Source organism: Algoriphagus sp. NF, assembly GCF_028823735.1.
Lineage (GTDB): Bacteria > Bacteroidota > Bacteroidia > Cytophagales > Cyclobacteriaceae > Algoriphagus > Algoriphagus marincola.
The window spans coordinates 1-18,741 of record NZ_JAPEIB010000014.1 but is presented as its reverse complement, the minus strand read 5'-3'; the positions used below and the strand labels follow the sequence as shown (position 1 = coordinate 18,741).

The 18,741-nt window shown below is 41.5% G+C and carries 16 protein-coding genes; 11 read left to right on the top strand and 5 right to left on the bottom strand.

The genetic code is table 11. The features are described 5' to 3' along the window. The 8 genes from OU792_RS08525 to OU792_RS08490 all read left to right on the top strand — a co-directional run bounded on the left by OU792_RS08525 (position 1) and on the right by OU792_RS08490 (position 8,630). The gene (locus OU792_RS08525; protein WP_134201988.1) at positions 1–702 is read left to right on the top strand and encodes a glycosyltransferase family 2 protein; all 702 of its coding nucleotides are present in this window, start codon (positions 1–3) and stop codon (positions 700–702) included. A 10-nt stretch (positions 703–712) separates the two neighbouring features. Continuing rightward, positions 713–1,594 (top strand): hypothetical protein, encoded by an 882-nt coding sequence (locus OU792_RS08520; protein WP_274669955.1) that lies wholly within the window; start codon positions 713–715, stop codon positions 1,592–1,594. 20 nt (positions 1,595–1,614) lie between these two features. Continuing rightward, positions 1,615–3,669, top strand: coding sequence for a glycosyltransferase family 87 protein (locus OU792_RS08515; RefSeq protein WP_134201990.1), 2,055 nt, complete (start codon positions 1,615–1,617; stop codon positions 3,667–3,669). Positions 3,670–3,671: 2 nt separating this feature from the next. Further along, entirely contained in the window at positions 3,672–4,415 is a 744-nt protein-coding gene (locus OU792_RS08510) for a DUF6503 family protein (RefSeq protein WP_274669954.1), read from the top strand. A gap of 6 nt (positions 4,416–4,421) precedes the next feature. Continuing rightward, on the top strand, positions 4,422–5,639 hold the full coding sequence (locus OU792_RS08505; RefSeq protein ID WP_222582916.1) for a bifunctional alpha/beta hydrolase/OsmC family protein: 1,218 nt from the start codon (positions 4,422–4,424) through the stop codon (positions 5,637–5,639). Beyond that, entirely contained in the window at positions 5,636–6,676 is a 1,041-nt protein-coding gene (locus OU792_RS08500; RefSeq protein ID WP_274669953.1) for a glycoside hydrolase family 113, read from the top strand. Before OU792_RS08505 ends, OU792_RS08500 begins: the two co-directional genes overlap by 4 nt. Positions 6,677–6,773: 97 nt before the next feature. Next, entirely contained in the window at positions 6,774–6,983 is a 210-nt protein-coding gene (locus tag OU792_RS08495) for a YgaP family membrane protein (RefSeq protein ID WP_026946028.1), read from the top strand. A 240-nt stretch (positions 6,984–7,223) separates the two neighbouring features. Next, positions 7,224–8,630 (top strand): Gfo/Idh/MocA family protein, encoded by a 1,407-nt coding sequence (locus tag OU792_RS08490; RefSeq protein ID WP_134201993.1) that lies wholly within the window; start codon positions 7,224–7,226, stop codon positions 8,628–8,630. Here the strand turns inward: OU792_RS08490 and OU792_RS08485 are convergent. Together OU792_RS08485 and OU792_RS08480 are read right to left on the bottom strand one after the other, a co-directional pair. Further along, positions 8,627–9,481 (bottom strand): 3-keto-disaccharide hydrolase, encoded by an 855-nt coding sequence (locus OU792_RS08485; protein WP_134201994.1) that lies wholly within the window; start codon positions 9,479–9,481, stop codon positions 8,627–8,629. The genes OU792_RS08490 and OU792_RS08485 overlap by 4 nt on opposite strands. 2 nt (positions 9,482–9,483) lie before the next feature. After that, positions 9,484–10,287, bottom strand: coding sequence for an endonuclease/exonuclease/phosphatase family protein (locus tag OU792_RS08480; RefSeq protein WP_134201995.1), 804 nt, complete (start codon positions 10,285–10,287; stop codon positions 9,484–9,486). 47 nt (positions 10,288–10,334) lie between these two features. Here OU792_RS08480 and OU792_RS08475 point away from each other — a divergent pair, with 47 nt between their 5' ends. Further along, positions 10,335–11,963: a hypothetical protein gene (locus tag OU792_RS08475; RefSeq protein WP_134201996.1), complete on the top strand. Its 1,629-nt coding sequence runs from the start codon at positions 10,335–10,337 to the stop codon at positions 11,961–11,963. Between the two features lie 3 nt (positions 11,964–11,966). Here the strand turns inward: OU792_RS08475 and OU792_RS08470 are convergent, their stop codons facing one another. Next, complete coding sequence (locus tag OU792_RS08470) at positions 11,967–12,251, bottom strand: hypothetical protein (RefSeq protein ID WP_134201997.1); 285 nt, start codon at positions 12,249–12,251, stop codon at positions 11,967–11,969. Positions 12,252–12,445: 194 nt separating this feature from the next. Here OU792_RS08470 and OU792_RS08465 point away from each other — a divergent pair, with 194 nt between their 5' ends. Beyond that, positions 12,446–14,704, top strand: coding sequence for a helix-turn-helix domain-containing protein (locus OU792_RS08465; protein WP_134201998.1), 2,259 nt, complete (start codon positions 12,446–12,448; stop codon positions 14,702–14,704). A 13-nt stretch (positions 14,705–14,717) separates the two neighbouring features. On the opposite strand, the gene OU792_RS08460 is transcribed toward OU792_RS08465, so the two are convergent. Next, positions 14,718–16,355: a carboxylesterase/lipase family protein gene (locus tag OU792_RS08460; RefSeq protein ID WP_134201999.1), complete on the bottom strand. Its 1,638-nt coding sequence runs from the start codon at positions 16,353–16,355 to the stop codon at positions 14,718–14,720. An 88-nt stretch (positions 16,356–16,443) separates the two neighbouring features. Here OU792_RS08460 and OU792_RS08455 point away from each other — a divergent pair, with 88 nt between their 5' ends. Beyond that, positions 16,444–17,145, top strand: a complete 702-nt coding sequence (locus OU792_RS08455) for an NUDIX hydrolase (protein ID WP_134202000.1) — start codon at positions 16,444–16,446, stop codon at positions 17,143–17,145. Here the strand turns inward: OU792_RS08455 and OU792_RS08450 are convergent, their stop codons facing one another. Next, positions 17,146–18,666, bottom strand: coding sequence for a M20/M25/M40 family metallo-hydrolase (locus OU792_RS08450; RefSeq protein WP_274669952.1), 1,521 nt, complete (start codon positions 18,664–18,666; stop codon positions 17,146–17,148). Positions 18,667–18,741: the final 75 nt, after the last annotated feature.

Here is an 18,741-nt window from a genome sequence, read left to right as displayed (position 1 = left end):
ATGAAGAAGGATTTGATTGTGGATGTGGTCATCCCTGCCTACAATGAAGAGAAGTCTATTGGGAAAGTCATTCAGGCAATACCTTCGCTGGTACGAAATGTCGTAGTGGCCAATAATAATTCAAAAGATTCTACTGCTGAGGTAGCCAAAAGTCATGGAGCTGTGGTCGTATTTGAACCCCAAAAAGGCTATGGAAAAGCTTGTTTGACGGCTATGGATTGGATCAGTCAACAAACTCAAGCCCCTGATGTGGTTGTATTTCTGGATGGAGATTACAGTGATTACCCTGAAGAAATGACCCTACTCTTAGAACCCATAGCCAAGGGTGAAGCTGATTTTGTTTTGGGGTCGAGAGCAAATGGAGTGCGGGAATCCGGATCAATGACATTTCCGCAGGTTTTTGGAAATTGGTTGGCGACACGCTTGATGCGGCTTGTTCAGGGAGCCTATTTTTCTGATTTGGGACCTTTTCGGGCAATTCGATGGGATTCGCTGATGAGGATAGGAATGCGGGATGAAAACTTTGGATGGACCATCGAGATGCAAATCAAAGCGCATCAAAAAGGCCTACGCTATCTTGAAATTCCGGTTCGCTACAGAAAACGAATAGGTCAGTCTAAAGTAAGCGGGACGGTTAAAGGTGTGATTGGTGCGGGATATAAGATAATTTTGACCATTTTTAAATATAGATCTCCTGAATGAAATAGAACGTATGCTTACCCGACTTTACACGCTGTTGTTTTTTTCTTGTCTTCTGATTTCCTGTGGTACTGCTTCCAGAGAAAATGTGGATATGGATGCCTTTGGAAAATATTGGTATCAGGGTCAAGCAGAATTGAATGTTTTTGATCTCAAGCAGTATCGATATGGGCAGCCTCGAGAAGGGAAGGCAGTGATGATTTTTGTAACTGAGGATTTTTCAAAATCCAAGCAGGTCAAACTCGATGATCCTCAGAATGCTGGAGCTGATGCTCGAAAGGTGCTAAAACTGAATATGACCCGAGATTTTGTCACGGGTGTTTACCCTTATCATACGATGTTAAGCGTCTTTACACCTGTGAATGAGGATCTTCCGGCCTACAAACTCACACAGACCATGATAGAATGGTGTGGACAGACATTTATTCAGATGAATAGGAAAAATGCAGCTTACCATGCAAATCTCTTTTCATACTTTGAATCTGAGGGCGATCAAAACCTCAAGATTGATGCTCATACAGAGGATGAGATTTTTAATTTAATTCGACTAAACCCCGATTTAGTCATTACTGGTGATCGAAGACTGATTCCTTCTCTGACTTATCAGCGATTTTCTCATATCGAATTGAAAGCTTACAGAGCGAAGATTGAGTTGGAGGAACTCGGAAATCAAACTAATCAGTTTGTGGTTGAATACCCCGAATTGGGAAGAACTTTAAAAGTCCAGTTCAAAGAGTCATTTCCATTCGAAATTGTCAGTTGGGAAGAAATTCAAGTTAAGGAGAATGGGCAGCTTGAGAGTACCACGGCTACCCGGAGAAATCATCAAAAGCTTGACTATTGGACCAAAAATGGTCTGATTCACGAGTCTATTCGAAAAGAATTGGGATTGTGAAAGGTACTGGAAACCACTTTTTGACAGCAATCTTTTTGCTTGTCCTAGTTCTGGGTAATCTCCTGATGGGTTATCTGATCCCTCGGGAAAGTTTCACGATTTTATTCCTGACATTTTTATTAAGCTTTTTGGCTATGCTCGGTCTTTTTTGGCAATGGAGACGGCTTAAAAACTGGATTTGGGTATTTTTCCTGGGCCTAGTACTCCGCTTGGGGATGTTGGGTGCTGTACCTAGCTGGTCCGAGGATTATGTCCGATTTCTATGGGATGGTGAGGTAGTTCTTTTGGGAGAGAACCCTTACCGATTTACCCCCACTCAATTGTTGGATTCTGTAGAAGTAGCAGAAAAAGATTATCAGTTTTTTCAAACCGCGTACCCACTACTCAATTCACCCGATTATTTTTCGGTTTATCCACCCTTGAATCAATTGATATTTGGTATTTCGGCCAAAATAGCTGACAACAATCTATTCACAGGTATTCAGGTTCTCCGGTTGATTTTGATCGTCTTCGAAGTCGGAGTTCTTTTGCTTTTTCTCAGGCTTTTTAAGGCTTTTTCTGTCCCCCTTCGACGGATTATTTTCTATTGGTTGAATCCTTTTATAATTCAGGAAATTACTGTCAACCTTCACTTCGAAGGGATTGTGCTTTTCTTATTGCTTGCGAGTATTTGGGCGCTTGTCAGACATCGAAAATTTATTTCAGGTCTCTTTTGGTCTTTAGCAGTGGGAGTCAAATTGGTTCCTTTGATTTTAGTGCCTAGCCTTCTTTTTTTTAGGAGAACACGTATTCATGCCTTTTTTTGGATAGGAGCTCTCTTAGGTCTATTTATCGCTTTCTTGCCTTTGGTTTGGCAAGATGCCTGGGGCAATTTCCTGGATACATTGAGTCTCTATCAAGGGAAATTTGAATTCAATGCCTCGGTTTACTATCTCGCAAGAGAGGTGGGGTATTGGATAGAGGGATACAATACCATTGCGATCCTGACCAAATTGCTTTCGGTCATTACGATTGGTGCTATCTTTTATCTCAGCTCAAGAATCAAAACCCAAAGACTTTTACACTTTGTGGATTTTTGGAGCTTGATTTACTTAGTCTATTTGGTTTTGCAGCCTGTAGTTCATCCTTGGTACACGATTCCCTTACTTGGACTTTCCTTGTTCAATGGTCGGATTTTTGGGATAGTTTGGAGCTTTTCATTGGTTTTCTCCTATTCAGCCTACAGCCAAGAGCCAGTCAGTGAGTCTTTTGGTCTGCTCTTTTTAGAGTACGGACTGCTTCTTGTGGCTTTAGCTTGGGATTTTATTCCTAAGTTTCGGGATCAATTGAATAAAAAAATGTACCTAAAAAAAGTCACATCCGGTCTTGTATTGGCTATTATTATACTTTCATTTTCCTGTGCTCCAAAGGAAAAAAGAGAAGCAAAATTATTTCTCTCTGATAGCATCGAAGCGCATGGAGGACAAGACAATTGGGATAATTTAGAGCAAGTTTCCTTTAGAAAGTGGACCAAGCTGCTCCTCGAAGATGGAGGAGTCGAAAAGGAAACGGACCAGCAAATTGTTTTTCGATTTAATCCTTCCCTTTCTGGAAGTATATCATGGACTCAGGATTCGGTAGTACATATTTTATCAATGAAAGATGATCAAATCTCTTATTCGATTGGTGGAAATGAGATCTCAAACAGGGATTTTTTAGAAAGCAAACGAAGTGATTTTGAAGCGGCCTTTTATGCATTTGCCCAGCCTTGGAATCTGATGAACGAAGAAGGTTCTGAATGGAGCTCTGAGGGAATTCGAGAGACACCCTTGGGTCAGGCCAAAACTCTTCGAGTTAATTATGGTCCAGATGGAGATATTTGGTGGTATTATTTGGATATCGAGACGAATTTGATCCTAGGAACCGAAATTCAACTGAAAGATCACCGAAGTCTTGTTGAAAATATCGGCTTCAATGAGGTTGGGCCATTCAGGTTTTATAAAATTCGAAAAAGCTATCGGGTAGATTCAAGTGGGAAAAAGCTTTACTTGAGGGCGGATTACCTTTATGATAATTTTGAAATAAAAATGAAATAAAAATGAAACATAGGCTATTAGGACTGCTGGTATTAATTCTGACGATTGCTGCCTGTGAGGTGAAAACAGAAGCTGAAAAAATCGTAGATAAGTCTATTGCCTCACATGGGGGTGAAAGCTATAAATCAGCTCGAATAGATTTCGATTTTCGGGATATTCACTATCAGATTCTCAAAAGTCCGGATCGTTTTGAATACACTCGGGAGTTTTCCGATTCCTTAGGTCAAGTCAAGGATTTATTGAATAATGAAGGGTTTACCAGATGGATAGATGGCGTGGAGGTGGATACCTTAAGTGAAGAGCGCATAGGCGCCTTTTCCCGTTCCGTCAATTCAGTGGCTTACTTCGCATTTTTACCTTATGGACTCAATGACCCTGCGGCTATTAAATCCTATTTGGGGGAAACCACGCTGAATGGTGAAAACTACCATTTAGTAAAAGTGACCTTTCAGCAAGATGGCGGTGGAGAAGACTTTGATGATGAGTTTTTATATTGGATTGGAACGGAAGATTTTTATGTGGATTTTATGGCCTACAGCTATCATACCGATGGGGGTGGAGTTCGATTTAGAGAGGTGAGCTCTGTGGTGACTGTGGATGGAATCAGATTTCAAAACTACCTGAATTTCAAGCCAGAAGATAAAAATACTCCGGTCGAAAATATGCAAGAACTCTATGAAAAGGGTAACTTGGAGTTATTATCAGAAATTAACTTGGAGAATATCCAGGTAGAATTTCTCAACTAAATTCACATGAACCCCAAGCGCGTCAAATTTCAAAATTCAAAAGGACTAGAGCTTTCTGGGGATCTTTATTTGCCTTTGGAAAGGCAACCGAAATTTTACGCCATTTTTGCTCATTGCTTTACTTGCTCCAAGAATTTTTCAGCAGTAACACGGATCAGCAAATCGCTTTCCAATGAAGGTATTGCTGTGTTGAGTTTTGATTTTACCGGATTGGGTAGGAGTGAAGGAGAATTCGCAGAAAGTGATTTTTCCTCCAATATTTCAGATCTTTTGGATGCATCGAGTTTTCTTGAAAAAAACTACGCTGCTCCGGCTATGCTGATAGGCCACTCTTTAGGTGGTGCAGCAGTACTTTATGCGGCTCAAAGTCTTCCTTCAGTGAATGCACTCGCGACAATTGGTGCACCCGCTGATCCGCTTCATGTGCGTCATTTGTTTCAAAATAAGCTTGAAGACATTCTAGAAAATGGACAGGCCAAAGTAAGTATTGGAGGTAGGCCATTCATGATCAGTAAAGAGTTCTTGGACAATTTAGATCAGCAACCAATTGAATCATTCCTTAAAGATCTGAAAAAGGCATTGCTGATTTTGCATTCTCCTCAAGACGAAATTGTGGGAATTGAAAATGCCGAAAAGATCTATAAATCAGCCTGGCATCCCAAAAGTTTTATTTCCCTGGACGGAGCAAATCACTTAGTATCGAATCAAGCGGATGCAGAATACATTGGACAAGTCCTTTCTTCTTGGAGTTTACGCTATGTAGATCAACAAGACAAAATTGAAAATGATACCAAAGGCCATCCGGTGATGGTTCGACTAAGTGCGGATGCTGGTTTTACGACCGAGATCAAAACTCCTTTTCATCATTTAACTGCAGATGAGCCCCTAGAAGTAGGTGGGAAAAATCTGGGTCCTACGCCTTACGATTTGTTAATGGCCTCATTGGGAAGCTGTACGGTGATGACACTTCGAATGTATGCTGAGCGCAAAAAATGGCCATTGGAAGAAGTAAGGGTATATCTTGAGCATGAAAAAGTCCATCGGAAAGATTCTGAGAAACCTGAAAAGGAGAGTTCTAAAGTCAGTCAATTTACCCGTAAGATCGAGTTGGAAGGTGATCTTGATTCCGATCAGCGGCAGCGGCTTTTGGAAATCGCCAATCGCTGCCCTGTCCACCGTACCTTGGAAGAAGAAATACTCATTCAAACGCTCTTGGTTTCGTGAGGCAAATCAAACCACCATATTATCTCAGTTTCTTCACAGTCCTTGTGCTGGGACTGGGTTTTTGGGTTTTGGAAGCTGAGCCAATCTTGCCTTCCGTAAATGAAAAATTAAAAGGAGTTTGTTGGGTTGGGAGTAGACAGCCTCTTCAAGGAGGAGAATTAGCAGCCTTAAGGGATATTGGGGCCAATGCAATTTCTCAGACACCATTTGGTTGGCAAGCAGATAAAAACAAACCCGAGATTCGTTGGTCTCTGGATGCAGAACGTCAATGGTGGGGAGAGTCAGCTCGTGGAATTCGGGCCACTGCCGACTCATCGATCAATTTGGGAATTTCCAATATGCTTAAACCACATCTCTGGGCAAGAGGAAGTTGGCCTGGAGAGATTGAAATGAACTCAGAAGAAGATTGGGTTTTGTGGTTTGAAAATTATAAGAATTTCATTGTAGACTATGCAAAATTGGCGGCTGAATTGGATTTTCCCATTCTATGTATTGGCACTGAATTGGAAAAGACTGTTCACAGAAGGAAGGAATGGTTAGAGATAATTTCATCAATTAGAGAAGTCTACGGGGGTAAGTTGATTTATGCTGCCAACTTCACAGAGTTTGAGCACGTGACTTTTTGGGATGAGTTGGACTACATCGGAATTCAAGCCTATTTTCCAATAAGCGAGGGTCAAGAGCCGGATTTGAACCAATTAAAAAAGGGATGGAAAAACCCACTCGCTTCAATTGAAAAGTTGGTTAGGAACTATCAGTTGCCCGTTATTTTTACTGAAATTGGCTATTGCAATACTGCCGATGCAGCTGCTGAGCCATGGGTTTGGCCCAATGAAAGAAAGGAATCTCCGCTGTCCGAAGAAGTACAGGCGCGTTGTTATCAGGCATTTTTTGAAACCGCTTGGAAGAAGCCTTGGCTGGCAGGAGTGTATTTTTGGAAGTGGTATCCTGAAGGAAAAAGGCGTGACCCGGATTTTTCACCACAAGGTCTGAAAGCACAGGAAGTCCTAGAAGTTCATTTCTCGTCAGTTGATTGAATTCAGCTTCATCTGTGACTTTTGTCATGGTAATTGATGTGGGCTTTTAGGATTTTTAGACAATGATTTTAATCAATTGACCTAAACCCGAAAAGTTATGAAAAAGAATATGGGAGTGACTGATAGAGCGATTCGCCTAGTGATTGCCGCAGTTTTGATTGGATTATATTTCTCCGGTACTGTGACTGGTACCTTGGGAGTGATTGCCTTGGTTGTCGGTGGTGTATTCACCTTGACTACACTCGTTGGATTTTGCCCTTTATACACGTTGGTAGGAATGAATACCTGCCCACGAGCAAAAGCATAGACTATAGATAATGCGTAATAGGTTTGGGAAAGCCGGGAATATTTTATTTCCGGTTTTTTTATTGTGCATACGAAAAGCCCATGGCGAAAACGACAAATGGGGAATACTTGTTTCTAGGATAGGCTTCTCTGAGTTTTGGTGTTGAAGGGGTTCAGACCGTTTAAACAAATTATAATCTCATGAATTTAGACTTTAATCGATTTTTCCTTAATTAGACAAATCAATCAACCGATCAAAGCAATGAAATCCAATCGTAGAAGAGACTTTTTGAAATCTGCTGGAGCGCTAGGGATGGGCCTTTTTGGGGCAGGTCATGCATCTGCCAAATCCATTTTGCCACTAGAGGCCCAATATGGCACGAGTAGAAATCAACAATTCAATATGTGTGGCTATGCTGCCCCTAAGTTGGAGACTGTACGAATTGGAATTGTAGGATTGGGGATGCGAGGGCCGGGTGCCGTAGACCGGCTCAGTAAGATCGAGGGAGTTGAGATCAAGGCACTTTGTGACCTGATTCCTGAACGCGCAGAAAAAGCTAAGAAATCTCTTGAAGGCACTGGACATAAGCCAGAATTATACTCAGGTAATGCTTACTCTTGGAAAAAGATGTGCGATCGGCCCGATTTGGATTTGATATACATCGCCACTCCATGGGAATGGCATACTCCTATGGCAGTCTATGCCATGGAAGCTGGAAAGCATGCTGCCGTAGAGGTTCCTGCAGCGCGGACATTGGATGAATGCTGGCAATTGGTGGAGACATCGGAGAGGACCAAAAAGCATTGTATGCAGCTGGAGAATTGCTGCTATGATTTCTTTGAATTAATGACCTTGAAAATGGCTCGAGAGGGTTTCTTTGGCGAGGTTTTGCACGTGGAAGGAGCCTATATTCATGATTTGCTTTGGTTGAATTTTGACAAAGATACCGGCTATCAAAATATGTGGCGATTAAGGGAAAATTACCGAAATGGAAATTTGTATCCGACTCATGGTCTTGGTCCCATTTGCCAGATTTTGAATGTCAATCGGGGAGATCAGATGGATTATTTGACTTCTTTGAGTTCGAATGATTTCCAAATGAAAAAGAAGGCCCAAGAATTGGCTCAGAAAGATGTTTTTTGGACAGAATTTGCTTCCAAGTCTTACCGAGGGAATATGAATACTACGGTTGTGAAGACTAAGCTGGGCAAATCCATTATGATTCAGCATGATGTGACTTCCCCTAGACCCTATAGCCGATTGCATGTAGTCAGTGGTACCGAGGGATTTGCTCAAAAATATCCTCAGCCAAGAGTTTCCAAAGGTCACAGTTGGATGAAGGAAGAGGAAATGAAAGAGCTGGAAAAAAAGTACACTCCCGAAATTGTACTAAAAGTAGGGGAATTGGCAAAGCAAATCGGAGGTCATGGCGGAATGGATTTTATGATGGATTGGAGATTGGTAGATTGTCTGAGAAATGGCCTTCCTCTTGATCAAGACGTGTATGACGCTGCGCTTTGGAGCTGTATCAGTCCGTTGAGTGAGTGGTCAGTAGCCAATCGGTCAAATTCCATCGATGTTCCTGATTTCACAGGAGGAAGCTGGAAAGAAAACCAGCCTGTTCCGATTACCTTGGCTGGTGGTGGAACTACCAATGTTCGGGTTTAATCGCCTTTAGTTTGGCTAAGAGATAGCGCCTCTTTGATTATTTTTGTCATGGCGATTCTATCCGTTTTTATTGTGCTTAAGTCAATTAAGGCAACTCTTCGAAAATCAATAGGATGACTTTCGCTTTGCAAAGCTATATATCCAGACTCTAATAGCTTACCATCAATCTTGACTAAAGAATCAACTGGACTGACCATTCCACCACCGATTTGGAGCTGATAATAGCTTAGGACTGTATCCATTCCTACCAGATGCTGTACTTCCTCGGCTCCCAATACTATGAAGTTAGCCTGAACCCACTGATCTCCGTGGAATGTCTTTGAATTAGAATTGATACAGTGGGGAGTGAATAGGGTGTCTCCCATGACCACATTTGTTCCTGGTGTGCAGAGGTTGCAGGTACTTCGTTCATCTGTCCCATTGCCTCCAAGAAACTGGCCTTCAATTGAAATAGGGAAGTCTTGATCCTGAAGCATGGATTCGGGATCTTGAGAGTGAAGCATCGCACCACTATTTCTGTATGCCCAACCTTCACCGCCAGGTGCCTGCTCACCAATAAATCGATACTCGACTTGTAAGAGGTAATAAGAAAATGGCTCCTTGTAGAAAATATGGCCGTACTGATTCCCGAAATCTTCATACCCGTCATAGCGCACACTCAGATTTCCATCTTCGACTCGAAAGGTATTGGCGTAGTTCTCATTCAAAGGATGGTTACGAACCTTGATTTCCCAATCCTGAATATCTTTTCCGTTAAATAATTCTTGCCATTTGATTTCAACTTCCTGTTCAGCTTTTTGACAGGAGAAAATGATAGATAAAAGTCCAAGGATCCAAAGCCTATTCGTCATGACTATTTGATTTTGAAAGTTGCAAATACCGGAAAATGGTCTGAGTAATTTACTTGGAATACTTGATATTCCACTAGCTCGAATTGATCAGATTCGAACCAGATGTAATCTATCCGACCTGAATCATTTGATGAGGAATAAGTCGGGGAGTGATTGTTTGATATACGGGCAGCATCAGACCATTTTGAGGGGATTTTGGAATATTCTGGGTCGGTTGGTTTGAAATTGAGGTCCCCTCCCCAAATGACTGGAATCTCTTTTTTGGAAGTAAATTCCAAAATTGCATTTACTTGAGCGGCCCGGTTGTCTTCAAATTGATGGCAGAGATGAGTACCTCCTACACCAATGTGCTTACCTGCAATTTCAATCTCAACCCAGGCCATAGATCGAGGCTCTCCTCCAGCCGGGGTTGGCAGTTTTATGGACCCCGATGAAATACCCTTTTTGTAAAGGATTCCTTCTCCATAGCCTCCCTCAGCATAATCCATGGCTTTTGCGAAGTAACTTTTCATCCCTGTTTTTAAGGCCAAAAGCTCCAACAAATCTGTTTTCACTCCATAAATTGAAGCAGAGCGAGTAGTCATGCTGTCGACCTCTTGAAGCAAAACCAAATCAGGTCCGAGCTGATTGATAAAATCCGCTATGGAATCCAAATTAGAGTTTCCTGGATTTAGAGGATCTTCACCATGATAAATATTATAAGACAGGATTTTCATGATGTTTTCTTGGGCCGAAAGGGAAAAAGGGGTGAAAAGAAGCAAAGAAACTAGGGTAATTAGTGAAAATACTTGAAGAAAATTTTTCATCTTTCATGATTGAATGGATGATATAAATATCTCATTAATAATTGACTGTGAAAAAACCACTCTTGATAATTCTCGCACTTGCAGTCTTCCTTTTTGCCGCAAACTTCTTTTTGGTAAGAATCATCAGTAATCGACTTCAGGCCAACATCAATAACAACCCGGATAGATCCTATGACTTGAAATTAGAAGAGGTGGATGTTAGTATTATTCGTGGTCGAGTAGTCTTGTCCACCATCCAGTTAAGTCCCGTGTCACCTGATACCCAGGTGATTTTCAGAGGAACAATCAATCAAATAATCCTCAATGGTTTTCAGGTTTGGGATTTTTTAATTTCGAGAGAGCTTATCATTGGGGATTTGGTTCTGTTTAGACCTTCCTTTCGTCTGACTCTAACCGATCAAGAAACTCAGGGACGAGAGGGAACCAAAGCCTTTCAGAGCTTTTTTGAAGATATTATCACCAGAGGTACCATCCGCAATTTTCAATTAATGGATGGAACTGCGGAGGTATTTCTGGAAAAAGAAGAATTAGAACGGATCGGTGGATTTACGGATTTTAATATTAGAGCTCGGGGCTTAAGAACAGATCGGAGAATTATCACTCATATTGTTCCTTTCGAATTAGATGAAATCAACACTTCTTTCAGGAATTTGAAATTGACACTTCCTACAAAGCAAACCTTTGAATTGGGTTCGATAGATTTTGATTTGCTAGGAAAGAAAATGAAGCTAGAGAATATTTCTGTCAGGTATGATGAAGGGCTTTTGGAATCTTCAAATGCATTGCAATACCAGCAAGATCTGATTGAAGTTGAATTGAAGCAACTTCAGATTATAGGAATAGATGCGAGCAGTGATCTCTATGGGAAGTGGTCAGCTTTTGCCGAAAAGATGGTGTTAGATAGCTTGGTTTTTGTTGACCTGCGAAATAAAAATAATCCTCGGCCAGTTGAACAGAAGAAAAAGCTCTTTTCGGGACTTCTAAAAAGCATACCATTTCCGGTGGATATGGATACACTGATTATTCAAAATAGTCATGTCCAATATTTGGAAGTACCCGAAGGTGAGTCAAATCCTGGCTTGATTGACTTTCATAATTTGAATGCTCAAATCTTCGGTTTTGTGACAGTAGATTCTCTTCAAAAATCACGGAAAATGACGATGGAGATTCAGGCTGATTTTCTTGGCGAAACCAAGCTAAATGCAAATTTCCAAGTACCCTATGATAGTGAAGCCTTTCAGTTGCAGTTAAGCCTTGAGGGAATGGAGTTGAATAAATTAAATAGAATAACAGAACCATTGGCAGGAGTTAAAGTCAATTCAGGACAGTTGCATCGCTTGGCCCTAGCTATGAACGCCAATGAATTTGGTTCTCAAAACGAATTGACTTTCGATTATGAAAATTTCACCATGGCTGTCCCTGCAAAAGGTGAAAATGATGGGGATAATGGTCTCAAAACTTTCGCAGGAAATCTGGCTCTGCGATCGACGAACCTTCCCGAAAAGAACAATTATCGGGTTGCATCATACAGCTCAACGAGAAATATGTATAGAGGCCCTTTCAATTTTATTTGGGAGAGTACCAAGGGTGGTGTGATGGAGATTATGCCAGCTGGTGTCGTAAAGATTTTTATTCCCAGTCAATCAAAAAAGAAGAGGCCTAAAAAGGCCCCTTGAGATTTAAGTAAATAAACTTCCTAGCTTTTTGAAGCCTTCTTTGAAGGATTGAGATGCGTCCCCAAGTTTATCTTTAAACTCATCCCATTTATCCTCCGAATCATCTTCGATTTCTTCCAGCTTGGCTTCCAATTCATCTTTCTTGGTTTTAAGCTGGGCCATTTTTTCATCAAATTCCTTCTTCAGGTCATCGGAGAGAGATTCTCTTTTGGCTTCTAGTTCATCGAGTTTTTCCTTCGCTTCAGCGACGGTCTCTTTAAATTTTGCTTTAATTTCATCTAAAGTCATAATAAAAATTTAGTTTTAATTTACTTAAAGTTAATAAAAATGAAGGAGGAGAAAAATGACTTTCATGGATAATCTGCTTTAATTACTTCTGTTCACCAATATAGATTGGGTTAAATTGGTTGAGTGGATTAAGAGTAGAAAACCCACAGAGATTGGTACAGGAAATAATCACATTTTATTTATAAATTAGTTTAATGAAAGAGGAATTAACGGACAAGCTATCCTTGGCCGCCCAATTTGTCAATAACACAGCGGCGCCTATTTTTTTGACCGGTAAAGCCGGTACTGGTAAAACGACCTTTCTTCGAAGTCTTGCAGATCAAACTTATAAAAACTACATCGTGGTCGCTCCGACTGGAATTGCCGCCCTTCATGCGAAAGGAGTGACTATTCACTCACAGTTTTTGCTTCCATTGGGAAGTTTCCTCCCGGTTCGGGAACCAGAGGGGAATTTCACAGATAAGTATGGATTTTTTACCCAGCATACTATCGCCAGAAAGCATCCTTTGAATCAGCCGAGAAAGAATGTACTTCGGTCCTTAGATTTGCTGGTGATCGATGAGGTTTCCATGCTGAGGGCAGATATACTGGACGCGATCGATTATCGGCTAAAAAGTGTCAAGGGTAATTTTCAGGAGCCTTTTGGAGGTGTACAGGTCTTGTTGATTGGTGATTTGTATCAGCTGCCGCCTATCGTCAGAGAGGAAGAATGGCAGGTCTTGAGTCGGTTTTATAAATCCATGCATTTTTTTGAAGCCAAGGCTTTACAGCAGTCGGGAATGGTTTACTTGGAGCTGGATAAAATCTTCAGACAGCAAGACGAAACATTTATTCAAGTACTAAATCATCTGAGGGATAATCAGATGACTGCTGAGGATGTACGAATTCTCAATCAACATTTCAAAAGCGAAGCGGAAACGAAGGAAATCAAGGACTGTATCACCATTACTACACACAATTACAAAGCGGAACAAATTAATCAAGGAGAACTGCAGGATCTTTCTGGCCAGCCTTATTTCTATGAGGCTGAAGTAGAGGGAGATTTCCCTGAATCACTTTTCCCTCTTCCAGCGCAGCTAGAACTTCGAGAAGGAGCAAGAATCATGTTTATTAAAAATGATTCTTCAGGCCTTTCACTCTATTTCAATGGTAAACTGGCCACAGTGAAGGAGCTCTCAGAAGATGAAATTCGAGTGGAAATGGATGGAGACGGTTCTGATTTTTTACTTCGAAAAGAGACCTGGGAAAACAAGAAATACGTCGTCAACTCGCAGACCAATGAATTGGATGAGGAAGTGATTGGAACCTTCAGTCATTTTCCGGTCAAATTGGCTTGGGCAGTGACTGTGCACAAAAGCCAAGGCTTAACTTTTGATAAAGCAATCATCGATGTGGGAAGGGCATTTGCCCCGGGACAGGTGTATGTTGCTCTGAGCCGCTTGAGGAGTTTGGATGGATTGATTCTAAGAAGCCGAATCCAACCTGATCTTGTTTTTTCTGATAAATCAGTTGTGGATTTCTCCCATTCAGCAAAAGCTCAAAAGCGATTAGACGAATTACTCCATCTTCATCAAAATCACTTTATTCAAAAACTTGTCCGAGAAACCTTTGATTTTGAACCGCTGCTGAAAGACCTAGTCTACTTTGCCAAGGATCAGGAGTCCTCTTTTGAATTTGAAGATGAAACCATGCAAAGCGCGATCCCCGAGATGCAGGAACAATTCCGCTCTGAATTAGGTAATTCGGAGCGTTTTCGTCAACAGCTCTTGTACCTGCTTCAAAGCCAAGATCAAAAACTTCTTCATGAGCGAATAGCCAAGGGATCAGCTTATTACGAAAAGATTTTAATTAAAATTCTGGAGAAAATTCACCTTCAGGCTCAGATGGTATCCAATTTTTCCCGCACTAAGAAATATCTGGAGGGACTGGAAGGAATAGAGCAGTCAGTATTTCGGAAATTGCTTCAAATAAGAAAGGTCGGAGCTTTGACATCTAGTATTCTGGCAGGTGAAGTTTCTGGAAAAATGACAGCGCTTGAGAAAGACCTTGTCCAACTTAGGCAGCAACTTATCCAAAAGAACCGGGTAATTGCTGGCGAAAAAATTCATGAAATCAAGAATAAAACCGGTCGAAGAAAATCCAGTTCTGCCAAGCCTAAACGTCACAAAGGAGACTCTGTAGAATTGACATTACAGTTGTTCGAGTCAGGAAGGAAAATTCCAGAAATAGTCCTAGAGCGCGGCCTAGCTGAGTCTACTATCAAGGGACATTTGGCAGAAGGAATCTCAGCTGGTAGAATAGAACTGGAAGATTGCCTGCCCTCTGAGGTAATTTTGGAGGTGATGGGAAGTTTGGATAAGTTTTCGGGGATGAAAGAACTTCGTGAGCACTTTAATGGGAAGTATGATTACGCTACTTTGAAAATGGTGCTAGCGGGAGTGAAAAGGAGTTAGGATATTTGATGACCTACTGATTTCCGTAGAAGCGGTCATGAAATTGATACCTTTTTTCGACCTCAGAGCGCTCCATTTTTGTTTGTACGTCGATGTTTATAAAGGCCGGATCAGTCTCATTAGCTGTCATTTTTGGCCATTCTGGTAATGAATCACCGTTTGGGTTTCCGGATTTGATGAAGTTTGCAAAGTAATTTTGAAAGAGTTCTGAAACCTGATAGTCCTCTGCCCCCCAAGCATAGTCCTCGACCAAGTGGAGATTGCCCATAGCATATTCTATTTCGCAGGCGTGAGGAGCTCCTATTGCCTTGGGTGGTTCTTGACCTTCTCGCTCCATGGTACCACCTGCTAATCCTGGTACTAGGTCTGGGTTTCTAAGTTCGGGTCTAAGTTTGCTATAAAGGTATCGATAGACCGCTTGGTTGGAATTTTTGGCGTGGAGATCGAGCCATTTCCAAGTACTATAAGCGATGAATTGATCGGAGGCTAAATCTGTAGCTGAGCGTTCGACCTCCTCTGGTGTTTGATGAGGGTACAATTGTAGTACCTCCTCCCAATCATTTGGAAAGGATGCTTTCACTCTTTCGATGAATGCTTCTTGGGTGTAAGGCCTTCCTTGCATAAAAGCCGCCCCTGGAATTTCAGCTGAATTCCACCCAGCCAATAATGGAACTTGTGCTTGTTCTTTGGCCTTAAAGATTTCAGGTAATGTTTTGGGTAGAAAGTAACCGTCGATGACAACCGGAAACCCAAATCTTTCAGACTCTTGATAGATTTCGTAAAGCTCTTTCGTAGACATTGCTCTGAGTTCGGCCACCGAGTAAACACCCGCATTTTCAGCAAACTCTTTCCCGGTTTTCTCCGCTTCTGATAAGGAAACTGGAGGAAGTGTGGGCTTGATTCCGGCACCGCTTTCCCCGATAGCTCCAGCAATTAAATCTTTGGATAGGGAAGATGCCATTTGGTAACTTACGGAGATCGATCCAGCTGATTCGCCAGCTATGGTCACTCGGGAAGGATCACCACCAAAAGCTTCAATATTTTCATTTACCCATTTCAGAGCTAAATTCTGGTCTAGCAGCCCGTAGTTTCCGGAGCCTTTATAAGAACTTTCCGCTGATAATTCGGGATGGGCAAAAAAACCAAAAAGTTCCAAACGATAGTTTACTGTCACTACCACTATTCCTTTTTGTGCCATACTTTCTCCATCGTATCGAGGCTCGCTTCCATCTCCTGCTACGAATCCTCCTCCGTAGAAATAAACCAATACGGGAAGATTCTCTTCAGTCTCTGTAGATGGACTCCACACGTTTAGATACAGGCAATCTTCGCTGATTCCATCCGAGCGGAAGTTCATATCTCCAAAAACAGGAGCTTGGACTGCTCTAGGACCAAATTTCTTTGTTTCCTTAACTCCGTTCCAAGGTTTGGCAGGAAGAGGAGCTTTCCATCGAAGTTCGCCCACAGGAGGCTGTCCATAAGGAATCCCTAAATATTTTTCAATTTCGGTTTTTGTATTGTACTCGCCTTCGATGATTCCAGTAGCAATGGTAGTTCTTACTGGGAATGAAAAGTTATCTTCTGCTAAAATCTGTTTTGACCCAATCATCAATGAAATCAAAATGAGTGAAGTGATCCAGCCTTTCCTCATTAGTTCTGGTTTTAATGTATCTGATTGAAACAATAGTAATTGGAAATTGACTGAAATCCTATTTATTTGAATAAATTTTCAGCAAAGAATGTCAACTTTGAAAAGAGAGGAATATATTCCTCATTTAGCATATGATTCTGTCATTTTTGGGTTTTCAGGTGAAAAGCTAAAAATACTTTTGATTGAATACCACAAAACAGGATGGTTGGCCTTACCGGGAGGCTTTGTCAAAATTCATGAACCACTAGATGAAGCAGTCAAGCGTGGTTTGAGAGAAAGAACCAGCCTCCATGATATTTACCTAGAGCAGTTTTACACATTTGGATCTCTGGAACGAAATAAGCCGGAGATCATGCGGAAAATCATGGCGTCGCAGGAAAAAGTAGTGCCGGAAGATCATTGGCTTTTTGAGCGCTTTGTTTCGGTGGGTTACTACGCTTTGATTGACTACGAGAAAGTAGAACCAAGACCTGACGCGCTTTCTGATTCGATCAGTTGGTATGATGTAGATTCAGTTCCTGATCTTCTTTTTGACCATAATTTTATTGTCCAGAAAGCTTTGGAGCACCTCCGCACACATTTGGATCAAAAACTGCTTTCAGTCAATCTATTGCCTGAAAGATTCACTATGAAGGAGCTCCAGCAAGTCTATGAAGCTATCCTGGGAGAAAATCTCAATCGAGCTAATTTCCAACGCAAGATGCTGAGTTTAGGGATTCTGGAGCGTCACGAGAAGCTATATTCCGGAGGGTCTCATAAAGCTCCATACTTGTATAGCTTTCTCAAGTAGTTATTTATTGCTGGGCTCAGTCAAAACACTCAAAATCGTCTGAATTCCTTCACGGTAATTTCCAAGCCGGATATTTTCATTGGGGCTGTGCTGATTATTGTCTGCATTGACAGTGGGAATAGTAACAGCAGGAATCTTCAAGGCATCAACGAAGGGCGAAATCGGAATACTTCCTCCCGATATTCGGATCTGAATGGGTTCCTGACCAAAGGCTCTATTCATAGCCGATCGCAGCCAATCGCCGGCATAGGAATCTAGCGGAGTTCGAAATGCTTGATAGGAAATCTTACTTTCAAGCTTCACAATTTTTGGATACTGAAGTCTTTCTTCATCGCTTGGATCACATTCTACAATGTGAAAACCTTGATCTTCGATATGCTTGCGAATCAGTGAGAAAAGTCGCTCTGGATCTGACTCTGGAACTAAGCGTATGTCAACCTCAGCTAATGCAGTAGCAGGGACGATAGTTCTAGCTTCAGGGCCTACCCAAGCAGATCGCATCCCTCTAATATTAAGGGATGGATACTGAATACTTTCCTGATAAGTATTTCCTACTTGATCAGTTCTTCCAATTCCTAGACGCTTTTGAATCGCTTCATCATTATCAGGAACTGCCGCAAGGATTACTTTTTCTTGTTCGCTCAGTTCAATGCCATCATAATATCCTGGAATACTGACCCGTCCATCCTCATCCTTCATACTTGCCAATAATTGAGAAAGTAGAAGGGCAGGGTTGGGAGCATAGTTTCCATAATGACCGCTATGTTGAGGTAATTTCGGGCCGAATGTTGTCAAGGTCATCTGGGCTATTCCTCTCGCCCCAAAAGTTAAAGTGGGAAGATTTGAGCTATGTCTAGGACCATCCATGATTAGCATTAGATCGGCAGCAAGCTTGTCTTTGTATTTCACGACAGCATCCGGAAGATTTGGCGATCCTTGCTCTTCTTCAAAGTCCAAAATCACTTTGACCGAATAATCGGGTAAGCTTTCTTTTTCTCTTAGGACATCCCATGCTGTCAAAAACATAGCAAATGGTCCCTTGTCATCTGAGGTGGATCGAGCAAAAACTCTCCACTCTGGATTGTATTCCGATTGCAGTCTTTGAAAATCTATCGTTTTCCAATAACCACTTTCGTCTTTTTCCTTTAATACCGGGATATAAGGATCCGGTTGATCCCATTGGCTTCTGTCTACTGCTTGTCCATCAATGTGAAAATAAAAAAGGATGGTAGTATTTGCGTTGGGATTGATTTTTTGAGCTAAAAGAATTGGGATTCCTCCCGTAGAAAGCCGCTCATAGGACCAATCTCTTGATTCAAATTGCTGTTCACACCATTGAATATTTGTTTCGATTTGCTCCGTATAGACTGCATCATTGGGCATTTTTACTATTTCAGTGAGCAAATTCAAACCGTGTTGCCAATACTCCTCTGTCCATGATTCTAGTTGGGATTGCTGAGGTGATTGTCCGAAGCTTTGAGCACAAACAAAAAGAAATATTAGCGTAAATAGTCTTTGCATGGGGTGATATTTTTTTGAAAAATATGACTCTTCGGAATCCTACACGTAGCCAAATATTCTTAGACAGCTAGTGAC